Raw genomic sequence first — 23,903 nt, forward strand, 5'->3', positions numbered from 1 at the left:
ACCACTTGATTTCCGCATTGCGGGCGATTAGCTCAGTTGGGAGAGCACCTCCCTTACAAGGAGGGGGTCACTGGTTCGAGCCCGGTATCGCCCACCATCTTATTTTTATTGTCATTTCCTCCAAATCGTCTACAATCAATTAACGTTTTCTTAACGGTGATTGCGATGAAATTACTCAGTCGACTCCACAAAGCCGCCTCGCGTGTGCGTTTTTATCTCCGCCAGACCGCACTTTCACTTGTGCCGAGCGCCTTTGCACGCCGCCAAGCCCGCACGCTTGAGCGCGATTGGCAAACCTTGCAGGCGAAAAATCCAGCCAAAGCGGCCGAGATTCAAGTGCGGGTGGATTACTACAACAAGCTCAGCGCGCCCTTTGACATCGCGCACCACGCCGAGCGGCAGGTGATTGGCTCCTTTCGCTTAGGCGATAATGGCTCAACCTATTACCTCGACAGCAAGCCACTGCTGAAAATGTTCCCACCGCACTTTGCTTTTTTGCGAGAGTTTGGTGACGTGACCCACATTCCAAGCGCGCCGAGCTTGGTCAAAAGCCGTCCGATTGCCGGCGACAACCAAAACGCGGTGGTGCTCAAGCTCGACAGCGTGCGCCATTTTTATGTCTTTCCTGATAACGTGCCCTTTGAAGATAAAAAGCCAATGGTGGTGTGGCGTGGTGCGTCGCACCAGCCGCATCGGCGCGTGTTTTTAGAGCAGTTTCACGCCCACCCGCTGTGTGATGTCGGCTGCGTGCATGACCGCTCGCTCAACACGCCTTATCACCGCGGCTTTTTGAGCATCGCCGAGCAGCTGCAATACCGCTATGTGCTGAGCATCGAGGGCAATGACGTGGCGACCAATTTAAAATGGATTATGGCGTCAAACTCGCTGTGTTTTATGGTCAAGCCCGTGTATGAAACCTGGCTGATGGAAGGCCGCCTTGAAGCGGGCAAGCACTACGTGGAGCTGAAAAGCGATTATTCCGATTTGGACGACAAAATCGCCTATTACAACGCTCACCCCGAGCAGGCCAAGGCCATCATCGCCAACGCCAATGCGTGGATGGCGCAGTTTTTCAACGCCCGCGACGAGCAGCTGGTGAGCTACTTGGTGCTGGCGAAATATTTCCAACTGCAACAGGCGGCGAAGTAGCGCTCTTTTTGTTGTTTTTTTAAACAAATGGGTGTAGTGTGAGGGTGAATAATGATAACCATCCTCAAGGGGGAACTTATGCAAGGGCTACGCACAACACCCTATTCCGCGCGCCACTATGGCGTGGCAATGCTCTCCGGCATCATTGGCGGGATCCTCTCCGCCATGGTGAAATCGGGCTGTGAAGACATCTTGCCACCGCGCCCGCCTGGTGCCGTGCCACCACCGATTGGCATTATCAACGATCTTGGGCTCTCGCCGGATTCCATGGTTTACACCTTCTCAGAGCAAGTGGTCAACTGGGGCGGCAACGGCATTCACTACCTCTTTTCCATCGCCATCGCGATTCTCTATTGCTGCTTGGTGGAAGTGTACCCCAAAGTGAAAATGGCCTGCGGCGTGGTGTTTGGGCTGGTGGTCGCGGTGCTTGGCTTTCACACCATTGTGTTGCCGATTTTGGGCCTCACCGCACCGATTTGGCAGTGGCCTGTGGACAGCTTGATTTCAGAGCTCATCGGCACCCCGATTTGGATCATCGTGATCGAAATGGTGCGCTATTACCTGCGCGGTCGCATCGTCGGCAGCCAAGTGTATTGATGGCAAAACCGCACTTTACTATGAAAGTGCGGTTTTTTTGGCGTTATTTATGCCGCTCTTTCAGCTTGCCGATCACATCGGCCCAGCTTAGGTTGGCATCTTGCAGCAACACGGTTAAGTGATAGGCCAAATCCGCCGCTTCGCAGATGGTCTCTTCACGGTCTTTCACCGTAGCGGCCAGTGCGGTTTCCACCCCCTCTTCACCCACTTTTTGCGCGATGCGTTTGGTGCCGCGGGCGTAGAGTTGCGCGGTGTAGGAGCTTTGCGGGTCGGCATGCTTGCGCTCGCCTAACAGGCGCTCAAGCTTGGCGAAAAACACCCAATTGAGCGCATCACTTTGCCCAAATTGGTGAAAGCAACTCTCCGCGCCAGTGTGGCAGGTCTCCCCGATGGGCTCAGCGATAATCAGCAGCGTGTCGTTGTCGCAATCAATGCTCATATCCACCACATTCAAAAAATGGCCTGAGGTTTCGCCTTTGGTCCACAGCCGCTGCTTGGTGCGCGAGAAAAAGGTCACCTTTTTCTCGGCCAATGTTTTTTCCAGCGCCTCGCGGTTCATGTAGCCAAGCATCAGCACTTCGCAAGTGAGCGCACTTTGCACAATCACGGGCAACAGCCCGTCAACTTTTTGCCAATTGATTTCAGGCAGAGATGTCATAATAACCTTCCTGTTAGCGACGAATGTCGATCTGTTGTGTGGCGAGGTAGTCTTTCAGTTCGCCAATATTAATAATCTGTTTATGGAACACGCTGGCAGCCAGTGCGCCGTCGACGTTGGCGTCAATAAAGGCATCACGAAAATGCACCATTTCGCCCGCGCCGCCTGAGGCAATCAGCGGCACATGGCAGACTGACCGCACTTTTTTCAGCTGCACGAGGTCATAACCGTTGCGCACGCCGTCTTGGTTCATCATGTTCAGCACAATTTCCCCCGCGCCGCGGCGTTGCACTTCTTCCACCCAGTCTAACGTTTGCCAAGTGGTTTGGCGAGTGCGTTTTTCATCCCCCGTGAATTGGTTGACCCAATAGTGATCCGTTTCGGTGTCATGCCAAGTGTCGATGCCAACCACAATCGCCTGCACGCCAAAGCGATCGGCCAAGCGCTCGATAAGCGTTGGGTCGGCCAGCGCAGGCGAGTTGATGGAAATTTTATCCGCGCCAAAGGCGAAAATTTGCTCGGCGTCGGCCACGGTTTTAATGCCACCCGCTACGCAAAACGGGATGTCGATCACCTCCGCCACGCGCTGCACCCAGCTTTTATCAATGGTGCGCCCGTGCGCCGAGGCAGTGATGTCGTAAAACACCAGCTCATCAGCGCCCTCTTCGGCGTAGCGTTTCGCCAGCGGCACAATGTCGCCAATGATTTCATGATTGCGAAACTGCACGCCCTTGACCACCTGCCCGTCGCGCACATCTAAGCACGGGATTATCCGTTTTGCCAACATGCTTAATTTTTCCTTATATATTCTTGTAAATTAATATCGCCCTTGAGGTATAAAGGATGATGAGGCTCTCCTGTGTTATTAAGTTTAAGACAATATAATTTGTCAAACATACGGCATACTTCAGTTGAACGTCCTCGATAACAACCATTATTTCCCCAAGCAGCAATAATTTTATCCACTGAACAAGCATATTTTTTCAAGTAGAGATCGTTTTCTAACCCAATGGGATCATCAACTTGATAAATAACATCTTGATATTTATCTACAAAGGCGAACAAATTTAGCATGTAGAAGCCGCCAAATCCTTCTTTTTTTGTGTAATGGATGCATTTTTTAATTGTAGAGTCATCATGATGTTCATCTGCTTCCGAAGGATTTAGTCCAATCCACATTATTTTCGGTAGAGAATTATCCCATGTGCGTTCGAGAACATATCTATATTTCCTACAATCAGAAAATACAGCATTTTTTATCATTTTGTCTGACATAAAATTATTTCCTAAGCTATCAGTTAGTCGTTAATATCTATGTGTATCCATCTTTATCCATCTTTATGATGGAATAATGCTCTGCCAAATACCAATTGTTTGTTCTTGAATATGACCTTTTTCTTCTCCCAATTCGATGGCGATACGTTGCAAGTTTCTTGCTAATTCAGGTTGACCGCAGAGCCAAAGACTATAGATGATGCGAGAAATTTTTTTACTCTCATGGCCGATATTACGCAGCCAGTACTGTTGATTTTTAAGTGATTCCTTTGCATAAAGCTGATCATCTTTTCGATAGAGCGAGAAATAATCGATGATAAAATCAAATGCCTGTAAAAAACGCTGTTGAATAATTTCATTATTTCGGAAATAGTCGATATCTTCTTGCGTAAAAAAACCTTCGCGATGATTCCATTTGCTGGGTTGATCGGTCGGGAAAAGCCATGCAATATAAAAATAACCATCTCCAATAACAGGTTTTGGTATAGTGAGCATGGCATTGAAATCAAATCTATCACATGCAATTTCTTGATCTAAATAAAATTTAATAATTGGATGCATCATTACCTACTTAGCAAAAAAGAATTAACTTGCTGTTTCTATGCTTGTATGAGAAAAGGGATTATCTGTTTTGCCAACATGCGATTGCCTCCGCTACGTTAAATTTGCCTTCCAACAGCGCGCGGCCGACGATCACGCCCGCCACGCCGGTGCCTTTGAGTGCTTCAATGTCGGCCAGCGAGCCGATGCCGCCGGAGGATTGAAACCGCACTTTAGGAAATTGCGCGCACACGTCGCGATAGAGCGCCACATTCGAGCCGGCAAGTGTGCCATCGCGGGAAATATCGGTGCACAGCACATGCTGCAAGCCCACTTGGCTGAAGTCGTCAATCACCTGCTCCAAAGTGAGTGCGCTGGTTTCTTGCCAGCCGTGAATGGCGATCAGTTTTTGCCCATTGATGATGTTGATATCCAGCGCCAGCACAAATTTTTCTGCGCCATAGCGCTCAAACCAACGTTTCACCATCTCGGGTTGCTTGATGGCGGTTGAGCCAATCACCACGCGGTTGGCGCCGACTGCGAAAAGATCCGCCACATCACGCTCAGTGCGGATGCCGCCGCCGACTTGCACAGGGCAGCCTGTTTTTTCAATAATATCGCCAATCAGGGCAGTTTGGCGCGCGGCGGGGTCTTTCGCGCCAGTTAAATCCACCAAGTGGAGCTGCTCGGCGCCTTGCGCCACATAGTCAGCAAATTGGGTGATTGGGTCGTCGCTGTAGGTGGTTTGCTTGGCATAATCCCCTTGGTGCAGCCGCACCACGTGCCCGTCAATCAAATCCAACGCTGGGATGATAATTGATGTTGTCATAATCGTTTCCTTATTGTGGCTAAGCTTACGCCAGCCATAGCCGTAATTTCAAGCCCCATTTACTGGCAAGGCCTGTGGTGGCATGCACTATTTTGCCTTGCTTGATGATGATAATGCTCGGCGTCACCTGCACTTGCCAAGCGCTCGCCAGCGCCCCTTGCGGGTCATTAATGGTGCGAAAGTGGTAGTCATGCTCACGCAAATAGGCCGCAACCGCACTTTTATCGCCCGAGCGCAGCGCCACACTCACCACCTGCACGCCCTCATCAGCCAGGCTTGCCACCGCAGGGGAGGTGAGGCGGCAAATCGAGCACCAACTGCCCCAAAAATAGAGCAACACAGGCTTGTCTTCACTCAATGGCCCCAAGTGTAAAGTGCGGTCATTGATATCCACCAACGCTTGCGCCAACGCATTGTCTGGCGCCACTGGGCGGCGGACGTGGTCAATCACCACGGAAAGGCTCATTAGCAGGGCTATAAAATAAAAACTTTTTAGCTATTTTTATCATAAATTGTTATTCTTTTTTAAATATTTATTACGCCGCTGTTTGCATCTGGCTGATAATAAAAACATACGACAGAAATGTCATCATAAATTTGGCGTTTTTCGCCAAAAAAAGTATGGATCCGCTCAAGCCAGCCACAGGCTTTATAATCCAGCGATTTATTCCATGTTGGAAAGCCGCTCCAAATACCTTGGCGAATCGCTTTGGTGGTGTAGTCAGTCAATCCATCAGTGCAAATTAACAAAGTTTCGCCAGCCTTGAGTTGATATTGTTTCAGCGTGATTTCGCCACTAAAAGGCGCCCCATCCGCGACAAAACAAGAGGTTAGCCCAGCGTATAGACTGGCATAATGTTGTTTGTCATCTTCATCGAGGTCAGGTTTTAATTCGCTGAGCATATTATGATCTTGCGTCATTAAGTGCCAATTATCCTCTTTATCAATCACATAAATTCGACTATCCCCCACACTAAGCAGTGTGCATAACCCTGTTTGGGGGTTAATACTCGCGCCAGCAAACGTTGTTGCACTGCCCCAGCAGCGCGTTGAGAGCAGTTTGTTAAAATCAGCATAATGACGCTCAATCCATTGCTTTGATAGGGGCTGAGTTTTGCTCAGGGCTTGCATCCAATAATAACTCGCGCAATGCGATTGCGCGCTGGAAGAAATGCCATCAGCCACGCCAATAAAAAGGGCTCATCTTGAATAAAAATATTCCCAATGGCAAATTTTTGCTGCAAGATATTCTCGCCATTAAATAACGCATCTTGGTTTTGCTTTTTAGCGCTGGCTTTATGTTGATAATAATTAACTTGCATTTATTTGCCCCTCTTCCACACATTATTGATAGCCACCAGCGCCTCGAGGGCGTTCATTTCAATGCTTAAAAACTTGTCATGCGGAACATTTGCTTCTATGGGATTAATCCTAATCAAGTCAGCATCAGCCGTTTTAGCCACTCGTTCAGAGAAATTTCGCACGGTTCTTATTGTTTTGCCAGCACCTATCTCAATAATAAGCAGGTTATTAACCTTCATTAGCCAGCGCTCAAGCAGCTCGCGCTTGAGCTGGTAATAATGCTCGCAAAAATGCCAATCATCGAACATTAAAACATTTTGCCGAGCCAAACCACCACAATAGCGACAAGTCGGTGGAGGAGTCAGTAGCTGGCAATTTTCATTATCCACAACAGGATTAAAATCTGTGGCTTCCCAACTGGTGTCACAGCAATTATTTAAACACTGTAAACGGTGAATAGTGCCGTGACATTCATAAACTCTATGCTCTTGAAACCCCGCTTTTTGAAACTGTCTATCAACATTGCTGGTAAACACAAATGCCCCCTGCGCCATTGTGTCTGACCACGCTTTTAAAATCTGGAAACCCAAATGAGGTTGCGTTTCTCTGTTTTGGATCAACCGATGCGCAAAAAACCAATAGCCAATATCAGGATGCTTTTTGTACACATCAGGGGTGGCGAGATCCATAAATGAGAGATCAACATTTTTAAGCGGTGGATAAGCATTCCATAACCCACCCATGCTACGAAAATCAGGGAGCCCAGAATCCACCCCCATGCCTGCCCCTGCCGTGATTAACAAACCATCGGCTTTGTTGAGCAGCGCTACGGCATAATTTAAATCGTTTTTCATTTCAATCTCCTCATATTGACCACTTAATACAGGCTAAAATGCGCTGTAAGAAGTCATTGATATGAGGAAATCAAATTATTTTCTTGTTATTCAATATCGTTATCGCTGCATCCCACTTGACGCCTAGTGAGCGCCTGGTGGGATGGCAGATCAATATCACACCTTCTCCACAAAATTGCGCAGCAATTGCGCGCCTGCTTTGCCGGAGCGTTCAGGGTGGAACTGTACGCCGTAGAAATTGCCGCGCGCGATGGCAGCCGAGAATGGCTCGCCGTAGTCACAGGTGGCGATGGTGTGCTCGTTGGGGCGCACGGCAAAGCTGTGGACAAAATAGAAGTAGCTGTCTTGCGCAATGCCGTCAAACAGTGGGTGAGCGTCTTCAAACCGCACTTTGTTCCAGCCCATGTGGGGCAGTGGCAGCGCACAGTCAGGCAATTTTTCAGTTTGCCCGCCAATCACGCCGAGTGCCGCCACATTGCCCTCGGTTGAGAAGTCCGTCATCAGCTGCATGCCAAGGCAAATGCCCAAAACAGGTTGGGTGAGGGCTTGGATGGTGTCAATCAAATCACGATCGCGCAAGTTCGCCATCGCCGCATTCGCCGTGCCCACGCCGGGCAATAACAATTTATCCGCTGAGCTGATCGCATTTAAATCACGGCTAATCTCAGCGGCAATCCCTAGGCGATCAAACGCAAATTTAACAGAAGACAGGTTCGCACAACCTGTGTCGATGATGGTGAGTTTGGTCATATTTCCTCTATGGTATATCCAGCATTTATAAAGCGTCTTATCATTTCTTTTCTATAATTATCTGAACACTCAGAAAAATCTAGAGTTTTAATTTCATACTCTAAGGTGTTTTCTGGAACTAAAAATTTTATATTTCTACGAATAAGTCCATTTAGTAAATATTGATAGGGTTCTGTATCTTCATTATAATTAATAGCATATAATTCCCAGCATTGGTTAATAAATGGATCGATAATGCTGTAAATATACTTTAAGGTTTCCTCGCTGAAATCTTTATTTAATGGTTCTTTGAAATGTTGAATAGAGTTCCTTAACTTTCCAAATTTATCATACAACTTTCTGTCAGATAATTTTATCCCTGTTGTGATCCATAATCTGTCTGGGAGTTCAGAATACGGAATAGTCCTTGATTTATCTAATAATTGTATAAAGTTTAATTTATCATTGTGTTCACTATATTTTGGTAAGGTTTCAAAAATTAGCAAAGGATGTTCTTCAGCGATTCTTGCTTTTATTAAAATTTCCATAGCATGAGCAGCTTGTAAAACAGATAATTCATGCCACATGTCATTTTCAAAACTATAATAATTTGCATGCCAATTAGAATGTTGTAATGCTGACAAACCTAATTTTAGCATGTGTGATGAAATGTTTTTTAATTCATCTTTCATAAATCTCACTTACACCAAAGATCATATTACCTAAAAACTTTTAGTCTAACGTATTTTAAATAAAAAACATAAGTGCGGTCACACCGCACTTTGCCATTACAACACCCCTTTCGAGCTCGGTAGCACGTCGCTTTCGACTTTAAAGGCTTGGCGCAGGGTGCGGCCGAAGCATTTGAAGAGCGCCTCTACTTGGTGGTGGGCGTTTTTGCCTTTGACTTTCAAATGCAAGGTGCAGGCGAGCGCGTAGGTGAGCGACATGAAAAAGTGCTCCACCATTTCGGTGCTGAAATCGCCAACTTTGTCTCGGGTGAATTTAGCTTTGAATTTTAAATACGGGCGGCCAGAGAGGTCGAGCGCGCATTGGGTTTCGCACTCGTCCATCGGCAGCACAAAGCCAAAGCGGGCGATGCCGCGTTTGTCGCCAAGGGCTTGTTTGAGCGCCTCGCCAAGGGCAAGTGCGGTGTCTTCAATGGTGTGGTGATCGTCAATGTGTAAGTCGCCGTTGACCTTTACGTCCATTCTAAAGCCGCCATGGGTGGCGATTTGGTCGAGCATATGGTCGAAAAAGCCCAGGCCCGTGGCGATGTTATTCACGCCCGTTTCATCAAGCCACACTTCAACGTGAATGTCGGTTTCTTTGGTGGTGCGGGTCACGCTGGCGTGGCGGGGTTTGTGGCCTTTGTAGGCTTTTTTCTCAGCTAAAATCTTTTCTGCAATTAGCTCCCACGGCAATTTTTCAGGGTGGTACTGCAAGCCGGTGATGCCGAGATTGACTGCCAGTTGTAAATCGGTTTCACGGTCGCCAATCACAAAGCTGTGGGCGGGGTCAAAGAGTTTTTTGCTGATGTATTTTTTCAATAATTTGGTTTTGGGTTTGCGGCAATCGCAGTTGTCTTCGGGCTTGTGTGGGCAGATCACGATGTCATCAAAGGTGATACCTTGGGAGCGGAAAATCTCCAGCATTGCATTGTGGGGCGCGTCAAAATCCGCCTGCGGGAAGGACTCGGTGCCCAGGCCGTCTTGGTTGCTGACCATCACAAAGCGGTAGCCGTGGTCTTTGAGTTTCAATAACGCCGGAATCACGTTTGGCTCGAGTTTTAATTTCTCAAGGCTGTCGATTTGAAAATCGGTTTTTGGCTCGTCAATCAGCGTGCCGTCGCGGTCGATAAACAGGATATTTTGTTGGCTCATAATCAGTCCTTAGCGTTGTGCAAATGCGTTAATCGCAGCCAGTGTGCGTTCGTTTTCGTCTCGGGTGCCAATGGTCATGCGGATGCAGTTTTGCAGCATTAATTGGCTGTGTTGGTTGCGCAGAATTATGCCGTTGTCCCACAGGTATTTAAACAGAGCTTGGCCGTCTTTGGCGCGAAAGAGCACGTAGTTGGTGGCGCTGTCAAACACGTGCTCGATAATCGGGCATTGTTGCAACGCGTTGATGACCCAAGTGCGGTTGTCCAGCACCTCTTGCACCCGCGCACGCATGGATCTCAAGCTCGCTTCACTCAAGGCTTGCTCGGCAATGTCGCTCACCGGCACGGGGATCGGGTAAGGGGCGATCACTTTTTGCAGCACGCCAATCAGCTCCGCATTGGCAAGCGTGAAGCCACAGCGCAAGCCCGCCAAGGCAAAAGCTTTGGACAGCGTGCGGATAATCGCTAAGTGCGGGTAGCGCGCTAAAAGTGCGGTCACACTGTGCTGCGGGCAAAATTCAATGTAGGCTTCATCGACCACCACAATGGTGCGCTCGGCGGTCATCTCCAAAAGTGCGGTCAGGTCGTCGCGGTCAATCAGCGTGCCCGTTGGGTTATTCGGTGAGCAGACAAACAGCACTTTCACGCCGTCGAGATGGCGCTGAATCTCGGGCAAATCCAGTTGAAAATCCGCACGCAGCGGCACAGCTTTGAGCGCCACGCCGCAGGTTTCGCTGCTGACCGAATACATGCCATAGGTCGGTGGGCAGTAGAGCACCGCATCTTGGCCTGGCTCACAAAACGCGCGGATAATCAGCTCAATGGCCTCATCGCCGCCGCGGCTGACCAGCACATTGCTGTCATCAAGGCCGGCGTATTGGGCATAGCGCGAGACCAACGTTTGCGGCTGCGCCTCGGGGTAGCGGTGAAAAGTGCGGTTTTGAAGCGCAATGTCGGGCGAGCTGTGATATTCATTCGCGTTAAGCCAAATATCGCCACTGCCCCCCAAGCGCCGAGCCGATTGATACGGTGTCAGCGCTTGAATGTTTTTGCGTGATAATGCTGTGATTGTCATGGTGTTCTCTCTTAAATCCTATTAACGGTTCTATTGCACGTTTTTTGAGCTGTTGCATTTTTTGCAACAGCTGTTTCTCGTTCTACTTCACTTACCCTTAGAGCGTTTTTAAACGAATACTCACCGCGTTTTTGTGCGCATCGAGTTGTTCGGCGCTGGCCATCAGTTCGACGGTTTTGGCGAGATCTTTAAACCCTTGAGGGGTGAGCTCTTGCACGGTCATGCGTTTGGAAAAATCCGCCAGACCAAGGCTGGAGCTGGTGCGCGAGTAGCCGTAGGTTGGCAGCACGTGGTTGGTGCCGCTGGCGTAATCGCCCATGCTCTCAGGGGAGTAGGCGCCGAGGAAGATGGAGCCGGCGTTATCCAGCAGTGGCAGCAGGCTGCGCGCGTTTTGAATTTGCACAATCAAGTGCTCAGGCGCGTAGGCGTTGCTGATTTCAACACATTGGGAAAGGTCGCTGGCGACAATGGTGCGGCTGTGCTCAAGGGCTTTGCGCGCGGTTTCGGCGCGTGGCAGTTTAGACAGCTGGCTTTCCAGCGCTAAATCGACCTCAAAGGCAAGGCTTTCACTTGGGGTGACGAGCATCACTTGCGAATCCGCGCCGTGTTCAGCCTGCGAGAGGAGATCCGAGGCGACAAAATCCGGGTCGGCCATTTCATCGGCGATTACTAACACTTCCGATGGGCCGGCTTGCATATCAATGGCCGCGCCGCCTGGCATTTGGCTCACTTGGCGCTTAGCTTCGGTGACATAAGCATTACCTGGGCCGAAGATTTTATCCACCTTGGCAACACTTTCCGTACCAAAGGCCATCGCCACAATCGCCTGCGCACCACCGACGGCATAGACGGTTTCAATGCCGCACAGTTTGGCGCAATAGAGGATTTCGTCGGCAATCGGCGGTGGGGAGCAGAGCACAATTTTGTGGCAGCCTGCAATTTTGGCCGGGATCGCCAGCATCAACACCGTTGAAAACAGCGGCGCGCTGCCGCCTGGAATATAAAGCCCCACGCGGTTGATTGGGCGGGTGAGCACCTGACAGCGCACGCCAGCTTGAGTTTCCACGTCAATGGCGGGCGTGGTTTGCGCTTGGTGAAATGTGCGGATGTTGTCGTAGGCGTTTTGAATCGCCGCTTTCAGCTCCACATCCACGCGCTCGCAGGCCGCGTCGATTTGCGCTTGGTTGACCACAACGGAGTCAATCAGTTCTTTGTCGAATTTTTCAGTCAGTGAAATCAGCGCCTTATCGCCTTGCTCACGCACCAGCGACAAAATGGTGCCAACCGCACTTTGAATATTGCCAGATGCCGACATGGCTGGGCGCACCAGTGCTTGTTGTTGCTCGTCTTTGCTCAGTTCGTTCCATTTTAACAGTTGCATGGCTTACTCCATCATTTTTTCAATCGGTAGCACAAGAATTGAGCTTGCACCAATGTTTTTCAGTTGTTCCATGGTTTCCCAAAAGAGAGTTTCTTGGCTCACCATGTGCAGCGCCACGCGCTCTTCGTCGTGCGCCAGTGGGATAATGGTTGGGTTTTCCACTCCTGGCAGCAGCGCTACCACTTCCTCTAAGCGCGCTTTTGGTGCGTGCAGCATAATGTATTTAGATTCGCGCGCTTGAATCACCCCTTGCATGCGGGTTAACAGTTTGTCGATCAGCGCTTGTTTTTCAGGTTCCAGCTCGCCGTCGCGTTGAATTAAGCAGGCTTTGGAGCGATAAATCACCTCCACCTCACGCAGCCCGTTGGCCTCCAAGGTTGCCCCTGTGGAGACCAAATCACAAATCGCGTCAGCCAGCCCGGCGCGCGGGGCGACTTCCACCGAGCCGTTGAGCAAGCAGCTTTTGAATGCGATGTTTTGCTCAGCCATAAAGCGCTTGAGCAGTTGCGGGTAAGAGGTGGCGATGCGCATATTGCTCAATGATTGTGCGCCGTTGTATTGCGCATCTTGCCCTACGGCGAGCGACAAACGGCAGCCGCCGAAATCGAGCCGGCGCAGCATGCGGTAGTTCACCTCTTCGCCGGCACTAAGGCGTGTGAGTTCTTCTTCTTCCAGCACGTTTTCGCCAATGATGCCCAAATCCACCACGCCGTCAAACACCAGCCCTGGGATGTCGTCGTCGCGCACCCGCAGAATGTCGATCGGCATATTTTCCGCATAAGCAATCAGGCGCTGTTCGTTGAGGTTGATTTTCACCCCGCAGCGTTTTAAGAGTTCTTGCGAGTCGCGGCTTAAGCGGCCTGATTTTTGCATCGCAATGCGTAAGCGTTTTTTCTCTGACATACGTGTTATATCCTTTTTCTATTTTAAAACTGGCAAAAATAAACCCCTCGAAAGTGTCCTTCCGAGGGGTTAGGTTGACTGTGTCGTACATCACTCGGAAGTTATCTTCCAAGCAACACCAAGCGCCTGAAAGACTAATCAGGGAAATGGTGGTGATGGTGAGTGGTACGAACAAAATTCATGTTTAGCTCCTGTGTAATGGCAATAACATACTGAAATTTGCGTGCTGATGCAAGCATTGTTTTAATTATTTTTATCACGCAAAATAATTAAACCGCACTTTTACTTTTGCGCACACAAAAGTGTGAGAAACCTCTCAAATTTCAACATTGGTATGCTTGTTTGCGAAAATCCGATTGTTCGCGATTTTCCTTTTCGATAAGATTTGCTGATCAGAATTTTTCAGGAGGTGGCAATGCTGGCAACATTACAAGATATTCTCGATACCGTGAAGGCGGAAAACCTCACCACGCAACAAAAGTTGATGTGCTTGGGCAATATTGCCGAGCGCTTGTTTGACCCGCGTGAGCTGTTGGGCTACACCGATGAAGAGTGGCAACACATTGAAAACCAAATGATTTGTGACCTCAACGAGGGCTATGCGATTTATCGCCCGCGCTACATTCTGCCCGATTATTCAGTCTATATTGAAAAAGGCTGTGACTTTTTAGAGCTGCCCGTGCCGCAAACCCTTGATGACGTGCTTGACGGCTTGCTGATTTTATACGCCAACGTGCCGTCAATCACCACCTATCCAGTTTATATTGGCCGCCTTGATGTGCTGCTCGAGCCGTTTATCACCGATGAAAAAGCCGATTACATAAAAATTAAGCGCTTTTTAAATCACATTGATAAAACCATTCCAGACTCCTTCTGCCATGGCAATATCGGCCCTTATGACACGCGCGCCGGGCGCTTGATTTTGCAAGCGGTGATAGAGCTTGAAAACACCACACCGAATATGTCCATTCGTTATGACAAAACGAAAACCAGCCGCGAATTCGCTGAATTAGCCGCCAAGGCCTGCTTGCTGGTGTCGAAGCCGTCGTTTGCCAATGATGCCTACTACATCGAGGATCTCGGTGAGCAATACGGCATTGCCAGCTGCTACAACGCGCTGCCAGAGTGCGGTGGGGCGTACACCTTAACCCGCCTCCGTTTGGGCACCATTGCCCGCGCGTGCGACAGTGTTGATCAAATGGTTAATGATTTGCTCCCTAGGGTGGCGAACATGGCGCTATCCACCATGGACAAACGCCACCGCTTTTTGGTGGAAGAGGCGAACTTTTTCAACACCTCGTTTTTGGCCAAAGAGGGCTTTATCGCGCGGGAAAATTTCACCAGCATGATTGCCATTGTGGGGCTGGCGGATGCCACCAACCACTTGCTGGCCAAAGAAGGGCGCAATGAAACCTTCGGCCAAAGTGCGCGCGGTGACGAGATTGCAACGCTCATCATGCAAAAACTCGATGCAGTCAACCAAGCGCACCAAGGGCTTTATGTAGAGCGCACCGATAACCACTACTTGCTGCACGCGCAAGTGGGGGCAAGCTGCCACGAAGAAGACAAAGCCAACACGCCAGCGCACCGCATCAAAGTGGGGCAAGAGCCTACCTTGCTGGCGCATTTGAAGCAATCCGCGCCGTTTCATCAGTATTTCCCATCCGGCACGGGGGATTTGTTCGCATTTGATCAAACCTATGTGGATCACCTCGATGCCGTGGTGGATATTATCGACGGCGCCTTTGCCCTGAATTATCGCTACATCACCACCTATTTGAAAAACACCGATTTGATTCGCGTGACAGGTTATTTGGTGAAAAAAAGCGAAGTAGAGCGCTTTAGAAAAGGCGAGGCGGTGCTGCGTGATACCACATGGTATGGCTCTGGCACTGATGAGTGCGCCGATGTGTTTGACCGCCAATTGCGCGATGAGCAGGATGTGAGCGCGGCGTGATGGCGTGTGAAAACGCAAAGTGCGGTCAGCGTAGCGTGCTTGATGAGATTTATCTGCCGCTGCATCGCATCATCGCGTTTTCCAATGTGGAGGGGCAGGGCAACCGCACCAGCATTTTTTTGCAAGGCTGCAAGCTCAATTGCCTCTATTGTCACAACCCAGAAACCATCGCGCGCCACAGCGAGCAGGCCAACGCGGTGAGTTTGCGCTATTTAATCGAGCAAGTGCAACACGCAATGCCGTTTATTCGCGGGGTGACGGTGTCAGGCGGTGAGCCGACCATTCACCACCGCAAATTGGTGCCCTTGTTTAAAGCGCTGCGCGCGCAGGGGTTGACGTGTTATCTCGACACCTCAGGCTTTTTTGATTTTGAGGCGACGCGCGAGCTGATTGAAGAAACGGACAAATTTTTGTTCGACATCAAAGGCACAGGCCTTGGGCTGCAGCAGCTGTGCTTTGACCGTCAAAACCGAGCAGGCAAAGTGCGGTCAAACCCCATGGCAGGCGTGCGAGCGCATATCAAGCCTGAGCATTTGGCGCGCAATATGGACAATCTCACACGCTTGCTGCCGATGGGCAAAATTGAAGAAGTGCGGTTGGTGGCGATAAACGGCTTTTTTGATGCGCACACTTTGGTGCACGATCTCGCGGCGAGATTAAAACACTACCCCGAGGTGTTGCTGAAAATCATCCGCGTGCATGCCAAGGGCGCGCGCGACGCTGACGGGCTGACGCCGTTCATCCCAAGCACGCAGGAGATTGACGCACTGGCACAACACGCCAAAGCGTGCGGGGTGGCAAAGGTGGTGACGATTTATTAAGCGCTCGGTTGGCGGAAAAAACCGCACTTGCGCTTTTGCGGCGCGCTAAGTTTGATTTTGATCGCGTTTTTGGATTTTTTATAAAGATTTTTCGGTAAAAATAAGTCATATTTCAACAACATTTGTTTATCTACTTTAGAGGTAATTTATGAACTCGTTAATGAGTATTATTGGTATCGTGGTGTTGATTGCCATTGCGGTGATCTTTTCCAACAATCGTCGTGCGATCAACTTGCGGACTGTGATCGGTGCGTTTTTGATCCAATTTTCTGTCGGGGCGCTGGTGTTGTATGTGCCACCTGGACGCCAAGCGTTGTTGGCCGCATCCGAGGCGGTGAACAAAGTCATCAACTACGGCAACGATGGGATCAACTTCCTTTTCGGCGGCTTGGTGAGCGACAAAATGTTTGAAGTGTTTGGCGGCGGCGGTTTCGTGTTCGCGCTGCGTGTGTTGCCAACCATCGTGTTCTTCGCTTCACTCATCTCAGTGCTGTACTATTTAGGCATCATGCAAGTGGTGATTCGCTTGATCGGCGGCTTCTTGCAAAAAGTGCTGAAAACCTCCAAAACCGAATCCATGTCGGCGGCGGCCAATATCTTTGTGGGCCAAACTGAAGCGCCATTGTTGGTTCGCCCTTATTTGGCCAGCATGACCGAATCTGAGTTGTTTGCCATCATGTGTGGTGGTGTGGCCTCTATCGCTGGTGCGGTGATGATCGGTTATGCCTCAATGGGCGTGCCATTGCCATACCTTATCGCGGCTTCTTTCATGGCGGCACCGGGTGGCTTGCTGTTTGCTAAAATCCTCTACCCACAAACTGAACACGTGGATGACTCATTGGAAGTGTCTGATGATTCAGACAAACCAGCCAACGTACTTGACGCTGCGGCAATGGGCGCCTCATCAGGTATGCAATTAGCGCTTAACATCGGTGCGATGTTGCTGGCCTTTATCGCCTTGATCGCGATGCTCAACGGCATCATCGGCGGCGTGGGCGGCTGGTTTGGCTATGGCGATTTGAACTTGCAAACCATTTTAGGTTGGATCTTCCGCCCATTGGCGTGGGTGATCGGCGTGCCGTGGGAGCAGTCTGAAGTGGCGGGTGCCATGATTGGTCAAAAACTGGTCATCAACGAATTTGTGGCCTACGTTGACTTTGCCCGTTATCTCGGTGAAAACGCGCCAATGGTGCTGGATGAAAAAACCAAAGCGATCATCACCTTCGCGTTGTGTGGCTTTGCGAACTTCAGCTCCATTGCGATTTTGATCGGTGGCCTTGGCACCATGGCGCCAAACCGCCGCAGCGACATCGCACGTTTGGGTATCCGCGCGGTGATTGCTGGGTCATTGTCTAACTTAATGAGCGCCACCATCGCAGGCCTATTCATTGGCTTGACAGGCGCTGTTGTTCTCGGGTAATTTACCCCTAACACCACGGCTTGCCCGTGGTGTCCTTTTTTCAAAAAACAATAATAAAAAAGCGAGGCTTTTATGTCGAATTTGCAATCTCTTGAACAAGCCGCCCAATTGGCACTGTCGTTGATGGATTTAACCAGTTTGAATGACGACGACACCAACGAGACCATTACCGCACTTTGCCATCAGGCCAACACGCCGAAAGGCGCGCCGGCGGCGGTGTGTGTGTATCCGCAGTTTGTGCCATTGGCCAAACAAACCCTTTCACAACTTGGCCTTGAGCAGGTGAAAGTGGCGACTGTCACCAACTTCCCACACGGCAACAGCGACGTGGCGCAAGCGGTGGCCGAAACCGCCAGCGCCGTGCAAGCGGGCGCCGATGAGGTGGATGTGGTGTTCCCTTACCGCACTTTAATGGAAGGGGATGAAAAGTGCGGTTTTGTGCTAGTGCAAGAGTGCAAAAAAGTCTGCGCGGATGCTGATGTGGCATTAAAAGTCATCATCGAAACTGGTGAGCTGAAAACACCCGAATTGATTAAAAAAGCTGCTGAAATTGCCATTCGTGCCGGTGCGGATTTTATCAAAACCTCCACCGGCAAAGTGGCCGTCAACGCCACGCCAGAGGCGGCGCGAGTGATGCTTAGCACGATTAAAGAGATGGGTGTTGAAGACCGCGTGGGCTTTAAAGCCGCCGGTGGCGTGCGCACAAGCGAAGATGCCCAGCAGTATTTGCAGCTGGCATCGGAGATTTTAGGCGAGAAATGGCTGGACGCTTCACATTTCCGCTTTGGTGCATCAGGGCTTTTAACTGCCTTGTTGCGAACTTTAGGCGTCGATTCGTTGTCTAAATCTGATAACTCGTATTAATAGACAACGTCACTTGCGTTGTACTACGCTAGGAGAAAAATAATGAAAAGAGCATTTATCTTAATGATGGATTCCTTTGGAATCGGCGCGGCTGACGATGCTGATAAATTCGGCGACGCAGGCGCGAACACATTGGGTCATATTGCACAATTGTGTGCAGAAGGTAAAGCGGACAACGAGCACCGCCAAGGGCCATTGAATTTACCTAACTTAACCAAACTCGGCCTGGCGTTGGCCGCCAAAGAATCGGCCGGCAGCGTGCCAGCTGGCATGGATGCCAACAGCGAGCTAATCGGCGGCTATGCCTACGCGAAAGAAATTTCATCTGGTAAAGACACCCCGTCTGGCCACTGGGAAATCGCAGGCGTGCCAGTGTTGTTTGAATGGGGCTATTTTAAAGATCATGAAAACAGCTTCCCACAAGAGTTGCTCGACCGCATCGTTGAAAAATCAGGCATCCCAGGCTATTTGGGTAACTGCCACTCATCAGGCACCGTGATTTTAGATGAACTCGGTGAAGAACACATGAAAACCGGCAAGCCGATTTTCTACACCTCGGCGGACTCCGTGTTCCAAATTGCCTGCCATGAAGAAACCTACGGCCTTGAAAAACTCTATGAACTGTGCCACATCGTGCGTGAAGAGCTGGAAGGCTACAACATCGGCCGTGTGATTGCGCGCCCATTTGTCGGCGACCGTGCGGGCAACTTCCAACGCACCGGCAACCGCCACGACTATTCTATTGAGCCACCTTCAGCTACCGTGTTGCAAAAACTGGTGGACGAAAAAGGCGGCGATGTGGTGTCTATCGGTAAAATTGCCGACATTTATGCCCACACTGGCATCACCCGCAAAATCAAAGCCACTGGCATTGAAGAAATCTTCGATAAAACCGTGGCTGAAATTAAAGCGGCAGGTGACAACACCATCGTGTTCCCGAATTTTGTAAACTTTGACTCCGATTATGGCCACCGCCGCAACGTGGCAGGCTATGCGCAAGCGCTGGAATATTTCGACTCCCGCCTGCCAGAGGTGTTGAAGCTGGTTGAAGAGGGCGATTTGCTCATCATCACCGCAGACCACGGCTGTGACCCAACGTGGCACGGCACAGACCACACGCGTGAGCACATTCCTGTGTTGATGTACGGCAGTGACGTACCGCGCGAGTTTTTAGGCAAACGCGACACCTTCGCCGACATCGGGCAAACTTTGGCCAACTATTTTGGCTTAAGCCCAATGGATTACGGCAAAACCATTATCGATTTTAAACAAGAACAATAAGGATAAAATTATGGCAACTCCACATATTAACGCCAAAGATGGCGCATTTGCAGATGTTGTATTAATGCCAGGCGACCCATTGCGCGCCAAATACATCGCAGAAACATTTCTAGAAAACCCAGAGCAAGTCACGAACGTGCGCAATATGCTCGGCTTCACTGGCACTTACAAAGGCCGCAAAATCTCCGTGATGGGCCACGGCATGGGTATTCCATCTTGCTCAATTTACGCCACCGAATTGGTGAAAGACTACGGCGTGAAAAAAATCATCCGTGTGGGCTCTTGTGGCGCGGTGAAAGAAGATGTGAAACTGCGTGATGTGGTAATTGGCATGGGCGCGTGTACTGACTCCAAAGTCAACCGCATTCGTTTTAAAGACAACGACTTTGCCGCCATCGCCGACTACTCATTGGTTGAAAGTGCGGTGCAAGCGGCGCGTGCGCGTGGCGTGAATGTGCGCGTGGGCAACTTGTTCTCCGCGGATTTGTTCTACACGCCAGATGCTGAAATGTTTGACTACATGGAAAAATACGGCATTTTAGGGGTTGAAATGGAAGCCGCTGGCATCTACGGCGTGGCCGCAGAATACGGCGCCAAAGCCCTGACTATCTGCACCGTGTCTGACCACATCCGCACCGGCGAGCAAACCAGCGCCGAAGAGCGTCAATTAACCTTCAACGAAATGATTGAAATTGCCCTCGACGCGGTATTGCTCAACGACAAAGCCTAATGGCACACAACCGACAAAGGCAGCCACGGCTGCCTTTTTCTTTGGGCTTTAAACCGCACTTTTGGTATACTGTCGAGAATTTGAAAAAACCAAAGTGCGGTCAAGGATAGGAAATGAATTTTATCGGGAAAATTTTAGGTTTTATTTTAGGCTACCGTTATGGTGGCTTTTTTGGCGCGATTTTTGGTGTCATTTTAGGGCACATGGCGGACAAAAAGCTCTATGAACTGGGGTCGGTCAGTTCGAGTATTTTTGCCCGCAAGTTAACGCGCCAGCAGCTGTTTTTGCAAACCACGTTTGCCGTGATGGGGCACTTGAGCAAGGCGAAAGGGCGCGTGACGGAAGAAGATATCCAAATGGCGCAATCGCTGATGAACCGCCTCAACCTAGACGCCAACGGGCGCAAAATGGCGCAAGAGGCTTTTAATCAAGGCAAGCAGAGCGATTTCCCAGTGCGGCAAGTGATCCGTGAATTTCGCCAAAGTTGTGGCCAACGGCCAGATTTGTTGCGGATGTTTTTGGATATCCAAATTCAAACCGCACTTTTAGACGGCCAAATTGAAACCGCCGAACGCGAGCTGCTGTTTGTGATCGCTCAAGAACTGGGTTTAAGCCAGCTGCAATTTGAGCAGATGATGGCGATGATTTTTGCTGCGCAAAACTTCACCAGCGGTGGCGGGCAACAACGCAGCCAAAGCCAAGGCGGTTATGACTATCAAGAGCAACGCACAGGCTACACCAGCCAAAACAGCCTCAACGCGGCCTATCAAGTGTTGGGCGTGAGTGAAAATGATGACAAAACGGCCGTTAAGCGCGCGTATCGCAAATTGATGAACGAATACCACCCCGACAAGCTGGTGGCCAAAGGCTTGCCGCCGGAGATGATGGAAATTGCCAAAGAAAAAGCGCAAAAAATCCAAGCGGCTTATGACATGATCTGCAAAGCCAACGGGTGGAAATAATGCCGTCGCGCGCGCGTCATCTTTTGCCCGCACTGCTGTGCGGGTTTATTTTGTGCCTGCTTGTGTGGTCGGGCATTGCGCCTCACTCGCGTGCGGTGTGGTATGCCGAGGCTATCCCGATTATCGCCGTGTTTGCCTTGTTAGCACTCACTTACACTAGGTTTCAGTTCAGCCAAACGGCCTATGCCTTGATGAGTGTGTGGCTGATTATGCACACCATCGGCGCCCATTATACTTTCGAGCACGTCCCTTTCGGCTGGGGTAATGACCTGCTGGCGCCGTGGCTGGGCGAGGGGCGCAACCACTTTGACCGCGCGGCGCATTTTGCCATCGGCTTTTATGCTTACCCCGTGGCGGAGCTGTTGCTGCGTCAGCGCGCGTGCAACCGCACTTTAGCGATGCTGTTTGGGCTGTTTTTTATCATGAGCTTAGCCGCCAGCTATGAGCTGATTGAGTGGCAATATGCCGTGCTGGCTGGCGGCGATGAAGGCGCGGCGTTTTTAGGCAGCCAAGGCGATGTGTGGGATGCGCAAAAAGACATGCTCGCCGACACCCTCGGCGCGCTGACCGCACTTTGCCTTTTTTATTGGCAACACCGCGATGCCTAGGCTCATCCTCGCCCCAATGCAAGGGGTGCTTGACCCGCTGATGCGCGAGCTGCTCACCAGTGTGAATGACTACGACCTGTGCGTGTCGGAGTTTGTGCGCGTGGTTGACCAGTGCCTACCTGAAAAACTGTTTTATCGCCTCTGCCCAGAGCTGTTGAACCAAGGGCGCACTCGAGCGGGCACGCCTGTGCGGGTGCAACTGCTCGGCCAATCGCCTGAGTATCTGGCCGAAAACGCACAACTGGCGCTGAAATTGGGCTCGCACGGGATTGATCTCAACTGCGGCTGCCCGTCGAAAACCGTCAACGGCAGCTGTGGTGGCGCCAGCTTGCTCAAAGACCCTGAGCTGATTTATCGCGCCACGCGCGCACTGCGCCAAGCCGCGGGCAAGGCGGTGGTGAGTGTCAAAGTGCGGTTAGGCTGGGCTTGCAGCAGCGAAGCGTTTGAGATTGCCGATGCCGTGGTGCAAGGCGGCGCAGACGAAATTGCCGTACACGGTCGCACCAAGCTCGATGGTTACCGCGCGGAGAAAATCGACTGGGTCAAAATTGGCGAGCTGGCGCGCGCTTTGCCGATTCCGGTAATCGCCAATGGGGAAATTTGGCGCGCACAAGATGCCGAGCGCTGCGTGCACCTCACGCAGTGCGCGGGCTTGATGGTGGCGCGTGGCGCGTTAGGCTTGCCGAATTTATCCCGCGTGATAAAGCAGCAAGCCGCGCCCATGGGCTGGCCGGCGGTGGTGGCGTTGCTGCAAGCCTACCTCGCGCTTGAAGACGCGCAGCAGCGCGAGCTTTATCATATTGCGCGCATCAAGCAGTGGCTGCGTTTTTTAATGGTGCAGTACCTCCAAGCGCTCACGCTGTTTGAGCGCATCAAGCCGATAATGGAACACACCGCACTTTGCCAAGCGGTGAACGATTACGCACAGGAGCACAGTGATGGCACGATTTGAATGGGTCTTTTTTGACGCGGACGAAACGCTCTTTTCGTTTGATGCTTTTCGCGGGCTGCAATTGCTGCTGGCGGATTACGGCGTGGGCTTTAGTGCGGCGGATTTTGCCCAATACCAAAAGCTCAACAAGCCGCTGTGGTCGCAATATAACCAAGGGCAGATCACTGCCGCGCAGTTGCAAACCACACGCTTTGCCCAGCTGGCGGCGAAATTGCGCGTCAGTGCGGATACGCTGAACCATCAATTTTTGCTTAAAATGGCTGAAATTTGCCAGCCACTGCCTGGCGTTGTGGAGACGCTCGAATGCTTGCGCGCCCATGATGTGAAACTTGGGATCATCACCAACGGCTTCACGGCCTTGCAACAGCTTCGCCTAGCGCGCACGGGCTTGGCGCACCACTTTGCTTTTGTCGCGATTTCTGAACAAGTGGGCGTGGCCAAGCCACATCGCGGCATTTTTGATTACGCATTAAGCCAAGCGGGCGTGGTGGATAAAAGTGCGGTTTTGATGGTCGGCGACAGCCTGGAAACCGACATTCAAGGCGCACTCAATGCTGGGATTTCGTGTTGCTGGGTCAACCCGCAAGGCCAGGCGTGTGCAGATGTGGTGCCAACGTGGCAAATTGGCGCGATGGCCGAGCTCACCGCGCAGGTGTTGGGGAAAGTCAAAGTGCGGTGTGACCGCACTTTGCATTAGATGCCGTCGTCTTCGTCGTTGGCGCGGCTTTGTTTTTCTTGGCTAATTCATCGCTGAGTTTAACGATGCCGCGAGTGCCGCTTTCCACCGCCAAATCGACCAATTCTGGGAAGGATAAACCGTCTTTTTCCATCGCACATTCGATCACCATCTGCAAGTTAGCACCAGCAATCACCTCAACGGTGTCGAGGGTGTGCGCAACGGTGGAGGCGGTGCGAAACGGTGTGCCGCCTAAAATATCGCAGCAAAATAACACGCCGTCATCACGGCCCATGTCATCTAATGCGCTTTCAATTTCGTCTTTCAGCTCCGCGGGGCTTTTGCTTTCGGTGAAGTTTAAAAAGGCCACATTTTCTTGTGGGCCGATAATTTGCAGCATTGCCGCTTGCAAGCCTGTCCCAAATTGCCCGTGACCGAGCACAACCATGCTAATCATA

At 50.8% G+C, this 23,903-nt stretch carries 28 protein-coding genes, 1 tRNA gene and 1 other annotated feature; of the genes, 13 read left to right on the forward strand and 16 right to left on the reverse strand.

Features of this window, described 5'->3' with window-relative positions:
• Positions 1-21 precede the first annotated feature (21 nt).
• The 3 genes from HPC37_RS06495 (at position 22) to HPC37_RS06505 (ending at position 1,746) form a co-directional block, all read left to right on the forward strand.
• A tRNA-Val gene (locus tag HPC37_RS06495) sits at positions 22-97 on the forward strand.
• Between the two features lie 68 nt (positions 98-165).
• Positions 166-1,149, forward strand: coding sequence for a glycosyl transferase family 90 (locus HPC37_RS06500; protein ID WP_208122358.1), 984 nt, complete (start codon positions 166-168; stop codon positions 1,147-1,149).
• A gap of 78 nt (positions 1,150-1,227) precedes the next feature.
• Positions 1,228-1,746 carry a DUF1440 domain-containing protein gene (locus HPC37_RS06505; protein WP_208122359.1) on the forward strand — a complete coding sequence of 173 codons (519 nt, stop codon included), beginning with the start codon at positions 1,228-1,230 and terminating at the stop codon, positions 1,744-1,746.
• Between the two features lie 43 nt (positions 1,747-1,789).
• On the opposite strand, the gene hisIE is transcribed toward HPC37_RS06505, so the two are convergent.
• The 15 genes from hisIE to hisG all read right to left on the reverse strand — a co-directional run bounded on the left by hisIE (position 1,790) and on the right by hisG (position 13,174).
• Positions 1,790-2,404: a bifunctional phosphoribosyl-AMP cyclohydrolase/phosphoribosyl-ATP diphosphatase HisIE gene (hisIE, locus tag HPC37_RS06510; RefSeq protein WP_208122360.1), complete on the reverse strand. Its 615-nt coding sequence runs from the start codon at positions 2,402-2,404 to the stop codon at positions 1,790-1,792.
• A 13-nt stretch (positions 2,405-2,417) separates the two neighbouring features.
• Entirely contained in the window at positions 2,418-3,191 is a 774-nt protein-coding gene (hisF, locus tag HPC37_RS06515) for an imidazole glycerol phosphate synthase subunit HisF (RefSeq protein ID WP_208122361.1), read from the reverse strand.
• 2 nt (positions 3,192-3,193) lie between these two features.
• Complete coding sequence (locus HPC37_RS06520; protein ID WP_208122362.1) at positions 3,194-3,679, reverse strand: DUF1643 domain-containing protein; 486 nt, start codon at positions 3,677-3,679, stop codon at positions 3,194-3,196.
• Positions 3,680-3,742: 63 nt separating this feature from the next.
• Positions 3,743-4,243, reverse strand: coding sequence for an opioid growth factor receptor-related protein (locus tag HPC37_RS06525; RefSeq protein WP_235961515.1), 501 nt, complete (start codon positions 4,241-4,243; stop codon positions 3,743-3,745).
• A gap of 58 nt (positions 4,244-4,301) precedes the next feature.
• Positions 4,302-5,048, reverse strand: coding sequence for a 1-(5-phosphoribosyl)-5-[(5-phosphoribosylamino)methylideneamino]imidazole-4-carboxamide isomerase (gene hisA, locus HPC37_RS06530; RefSeq protein ID WP_208122363.1), 747 nt, complete (start codon positions 5,046-5,048; stop codon positions 4,302-4,304).
• A 25-nt stretch (positions 5,049-5,073) separates the two neighbouring features.
• On the reverse strand, positions 5,074-5,514 hold the full coding sequence (locus HPC37_RS06535; RefSeq protein ID WP_208122364.1) for a protein disulfide oxidoreductase: 441 nt from the start codon (positions 5,512-5,514) through the stop codon (positions 5,074-5,076).
• A 59-nt stretch (positions 5,515-5,573) separates the two neighbouring features.
• Entirely contained in the window at positions 5,574-6,179 is a 606-nt protein-coding gene (locus HPC37_RS06540; protein WP_208122365.1) for a PP2C family protein-serine/threonine phosphatase, read from the reverse strand.
• Entirely contained in the window at positions 6,167-6,370 is a 204-nt protein-coding gene (locus HPC37_RS06545; RefSeq protein ID WP_208122366.1) for a hypothetical protein, read from the reverse strand. Before HPC37_RS06545 ends, HPC37_RS06540 begins: the two co-directional genes overlap by 13 nt.
• Positions 6,371-7,204: an SIR2 family NAD-dependent protein deacylase gene (locus HPC37_RS06550; protein ID WP_208122367.1), complete on the reverse strand. Its 834-nt coding sequence runs from the start codon at positions 7,202-7,204 to the stop codon at positions 6,371-6,373. It abuts the gene before it with no gap.
• Between the two features lie 156 nt (positions 7,205-7,360).
• Positions 7,361-7,954: an imidazole glycerol phosphate synthase subunit HisH gene (hisH, locus tag HPC37_RS06555; RefSeq protein WP_208122368.1), complete on the reverse strand. Its 594-nt coding sequence runs from the start codon at positions 7,952-7,954 to the stop codon at positions 7,361-7,363.
• Positions 7,951-8,625, reverse strand: coding sequence for a hypothetical protein (locus HPC37_RS06560; RefSeq protein WP_208122369.1), 675 nt, complete (start codon positions 8,623-8,625; stop codon positions 7,951-7,953). Before HPC37_RS06560 ends, hisH begins: the two co-directional genes overlap by 4 nt.
• 96 nt (positions 8,626-8,721) lie before the next feature.
• Positions 8,722-9,816 carry a bifunctional histidinol-phosphatase/imidazoleglycerol-phosphate dehydratase HisB gene (gene hisB / locus HPC37_RS06565; protein WP_208122370.1) on the reverse strand — a complete coding sequence of 365 codons (1,095 nt, stop codon included), beginning with the start codon at positions 9,814-9,816 and terminating at the stop codon, positions 8,722-8,724.
• Between the two features lie 9 nt (positions 9,817-9,825).
• Positions 9,826-10,890, reverse strand: coding sequence for a histidinol-phosphate transaminase (gene hisC / locus HPC37_RS06570; RefSeq protein ID WP_208122371.1), 1,065 nt, complete (start codon positions 10,888-10,890; stop codon positions 9,826-9,828).
• A gap of 97 nt (positions 10,891-10,987) precedes the next feature.
• On the reverse strand, positions 10,988-12,271 hold the full coding sequence (hisD, locus tag HPC37_RS06575; RefSeq protein ID WP_208122372.1) for a histidinol dehydrogenase: 1,284 nt from the start codon (positions 12,269-12,271) through the stop codon (positions 10,988-10,990).
• 3 nt (positions 12,272-12,274) lie between these two features.
• Positions 12,275-13,174 carry an ATP phosphoribosyltransferase gene (gene hisG / locus HPC37_RS06580; protein WP_208122373.1) on the reverse strand — a complete coding sequence of 300 codons (900 nt, stop codon included), beginning with the start codon at positions 13,172-13,174 and terminating at the stop codon, positions 12,275-12,277.
• A gap of 35 nt (positions 13,175-13,209) precedes the next feature.
• Positions 13,210-13,333: a sequence feature (His leader region), on the reverse strand.
• A 256-nt stretch (positions 13,334-13,589) separates the two neighbouring features.
• Between hisG and HPC37_RS06585 the strand changes: the two genes are divergently transcribed.
• The 10 genes from HPC37_RS06585 (at position 13,590) to yjjG (ending at position 23,466) form a co-directional block, all read left to right on the forward strand.
• The gene (locus tag HPC37_RS06585) at positions 13,590-15,131 is read left to right on the forward strand and encodes a YjjI family glycine radical enzyme (protein WP_208122374.1); all 1,542 of its coding nucleotides are present in this window, start codon (positions 13,590-13,592) and stop codon (positions 15,129-15,131) included.
• Complete coding sequence (locus HPC37_RS06590) at positions 15,131-15,952, forward strand: 4Fe-4S cluster-binding domain-containing protein (RefSeq protein ID WP_208122375.1); 822 nt, start codon at positions 15,131-15,133, stop codon at positions 15,950-15,952. The genes HPC37_RS06585 and HPC37_RS06590 overlap by 1 nt, the downstream gene beginning before the upstream one ends.
• A gap of 148 nt (positions 15,953-16,100) precedes the next feature.
• Positions 16,101-17,372 (forward strand): NupC/NupG family nucleoside CNT transporter, encoded by a 1,272-nt coding sequence (locus tag HPC37_RS06595; RefSeq protein WP_208122376.1) that lies wholly within the window; start codon positions 16,101-16,103, stop codon positions 17,370-17,372.
• 72 nt (positions 17,373-17,444) lie between these two features.
• Positions 17,445-18,236: a deoxyribose-phosphate aldolase gene (gene deoC / locus HPC37_RS06600; protein WP_208122377.1), complete on the forward strand. Its 792-nt coding sequence runs from the start codon at positions 17,445-17,447 to the stop codon at positions 18,234-18,236.
• Positions 18,237-18,278: 42 nt separating this feature from the next.
• Positions 18,279-19,517, forward strand: coding sequence for a phosphopentomutase (deoB, locus tag HPC37_RS06605; protein WP_208122378.1), 1,239 nt, complete (start codon positions 18,279-18,281; stop codon positions 19,515-19,517).
• Between the two features lie 10 nt (positions 19,518-19,527).
• Positions 19,528-20,247: a purine-nucleoside phosphorylase gene (gene deoD / locus HPC37_RS06610; RefSeq protein WP_208122379.1), complete on the forward strand. Its 720-nt coding sequence runs from the start codon at positions 19,528-19,530 to the stop codon at positions 20,245-20,247.
• A 113-nt stretch (positions 20,248-20,360) separates the two neighbouring features.
• Complete coding sequence (gene djlA / locus HPC37_RS06615; protein WP_208122380.1) at positions 20,361-21,209, forward strand: co-chaperone DjlA; 849 nt, start codon at positions 20,361-20,363, stop codon at positions 21,207-21,209.
• A complete protein-coding gene (locus HPC37_RS06620) occupies positions 21,209-21,817 on the forward strand; it encodes a DUF2238 domain-containing protein (RefSeq protein ID WP_208122381.1) in 609 nt (202 codons plus the stop codon). The genes djlA and HPC37_RS06620 overlap by 1 nt, the downstream gene beginning before the upstream one ends.
• Positions 21,810-22,769, forward strand: coding sequence for a tRNA dihydrouridine(16) synthase DusC (gene dusC / locus HPC37_RS06625; protein ID WP_208122382.1), 960 nt, complete (start codon positions 21,810-21,812; stop codon positions 22,767-22,769). Before HPC37_RS06620 ends, dusC begins: the two co-directional genes overlap by 8 nt.
• Positions 22,756-23,466, forward strand: a complete 711-nt coding sequence (gene yjjG, locus HPC37_RS06630; protein ID WP_208122383.1) for a pyrimidine 5'-nucleotidase — start codon at positions 22,756-22,758, stop codon at positions 23,464-23,466. The genes dusC and yjjG overlap by 14 nt, the downstream gene beginning before the upstream one ends.
• Here yjjG and agaF read toward each other — a convergent pair.
• Positions 23,435-23,902 carry a PTS galactosamine/N-acetylgalactosamine transporter subunit IIA gene (gene agaF / locus HPC37_RS06635; RefSeq protein WP_208122384.1) on the reverse strand — a complete coding sequence of 156 codons (468 nt, stop codon included), beginning with the start codon at positions 23,900-23,902 and terminating at the stop codon, positions 23,435-23,437. The genes yjjG and agaF overlap by 32 nt on opposite strands.
• Position 23,903: the final 1 nt, after the last annotated feature.

It is taken from the genome of Spirabiliibacterium mucosae (assembly GCF_014884965.1).
Classification (GTDB): domain Bacteria; phylum Pseudomonadota; class Gammaproteobacteria; order Enterobacterales; family Pasteurellaceae; genus Spirabiliibacterium; species Spirabiliibacterium mucosae.

Bases quoted from the DNA above. Each gene is read 5' to 3' on its own strand.
- djlA (WP_208122380.1), top strand. From the start codon at position 20,361: ATGAATTTTATCGGGAAAATTTTAGGTTTTATTTTAGGCTACCGTTAT.
- HPC37_RS06525 (WP_235961515.1), bottom strand. From the start codon at position 4,243: ATGATGCATCCAATTATTAAATTTTATTTAGATCAAGAAATTGCATGT.
- HPC37_RS06540 (WP_208122365.1), bottom strand. From the start codon at position 6,179: ATGCAAGCCCTGAGCAAAACTCAGCCCCTATCAAAGCAATGGATTGAG.
- HPC37_RS06595 (WP_208122376.1), top strand. From the start codon at position 16,101: ATGAACTCGTTAATGAGTATTATTGGTATCGTGGTGTTGATTGCCATT.
- HPC37_RS06560 (WP_208122369.1), bottom strand. From the start codon at position 8,625: ATGAAAGATGAATTAAAAAACATTTCATCACACATGCTAAAATTAGGT.
- hisIE (WP_208122360.1), bottom strand. From the start codon at position 2,404: ATGACATCTCTGCCTGAAATCAATTGGCAAAAAGTTGACGGGCTGTTG.
- deoB (WP_208122378.1), top strand. From the start codon at position 18,279: ATGAAAAGAGCATTTATCTTAATGATGGATTCCTTTGGAATCGGCGCG.
- deoD (WP_208122379.1), top strand. From the start codon at position 19,528: ATGGCAACTCCACATATTAACGCCAAAGATGGCGCATTTGCAGATGTT.
- HPC37_RS06585 (WP_208122374.1), top strand. From the start codon at position 13,590: ATGCTGGCAACATTACAAGATATTCTCGATACCGTGAAGGCGGAAAAC.
- hisG (WP_208122373.1), bottom strand. From the start codon at position 13,174: ATGTCAGAGAAAAAACGCTTACGCATTGCGATGCAAAAATCAGGCCGC.
- hisA (WP_208122363.1), bottom strand. From the start codon at position 5,048: ATGACAACATCAATTATCATCCCAGCGTTGGATTTGATTGACGGGCAC.
- hisB (WP_208122370.1), bottom strand. From the start codon at position 9,816: ATGAGCCAACAAAATATCCTGTTTATCGACCGCGACGGCACGCTGATT.
- HPC37_RS06620 (WP_208122381.1), top strand. From the start codon at position 21,209: ATGCCGTCGCGCGCGCGTCATCTTTTGCCCGCACTGCTGTGCGGGTTT.
- HPC37_RS06590 (WP_208122375.1), top strand. From the start codon at position 15,131: ATGGCGTGTGAAAACGCAAAGTGCGGTCAGCGTAGCGTGCTTGATGAG.
- HPC37_RS06535 (WP_208122364.1), bottom strand. From the start codon at position 5,514: ATGAGCCTTTCCGTGGTGATTGACCACGTCCGCCGCCCAGTGGCGCCA.
- HPC37_RS06505 (WP_208122359.1), top strand. From the start codon at position 1,228: ATGCAAGGGCTACGCACAACACCCTATTCCGCGCGCCACTATGGCGTG.
- yjjG (WP_208122383.1), top strand. From the start codon at position 22,756: ATGGCACGATTTGAATGGGTCTTTTTTGACGCGGACGAAACGCTCTTT.
- hisC (WP_208122371.1), bottom strand. From the start codon at position 10,890: ATGACAATCACAGCATTATCACGCAAAAACATTCAAGCGCTGACACCG.
- HPC37_RS06500 (WP_208122358.1), top strand. From the start codon at position 166: ATGAAATTACTCAGTCGACTCCACAAAGCCGCCTCGCGTGTGCGTTTT.
- HPC37_RS06545 (WP_208122366.1), bottom strand. From the start codon at position 6,370: ATGCAAGTTAATTATTATCAACATAAAGCCAGCGCTAAAAAGCAAAAC.
- hisH (WP_208122368.1), bottom strand. From the start codon at position 7,954: ATGACCAAACTCACCATCATCGACACAGGTTGTGCGAACCTGTCTTCT.
- hisF (WP_208122361.1), bottom strand. From the start codon at position 3,191: ATGTTGGCAAAACGGATAATCCCGTGCTTAGATGTGCGCGACGGGCAG.
- HPC37_RS06520 (WP_208122362.1), bottom strand. From the start codon at position 3,679: ATGTCAGACAAAATGATAAAAAATGCTGTATTTTCTGATTGTAGGAAA.
- HPC37_RS06550 (WP_208122367.1), bottom strand. From the start codon at position 7,204: ATGAAAAACGATTTAAATTATGCCGTAGCGCTGCTCAACAAAGCCGAT.
- hisD (WP_208122372.1), bottom strand. From the start codon at position 12,271: ATGCAACTGTTAAAATGGAACGAACTGAGCAAAGACGAGCAACAACAA.
- agaF (WP_208122384.1), bottom strand. From the start codon at position 23,902: ATGATTAGCATGGTTGTGCTCGGTCACGGGCAATTTGGGACAGGCTTG.
- dusC (WP_208122382.1), top strand. From the start codon at position 21,810: ATGCCTAGGCTCATCCTCGCCCCAATGCAAGGGGTGCTTGACCCGCTG.
- deoC (WP_208122377.1), top strand. From the start codon at position 17,445: ATGTCGAATTTGCAATCTCTTGAACAAGCCGCCCAATTGGCACTGTCG.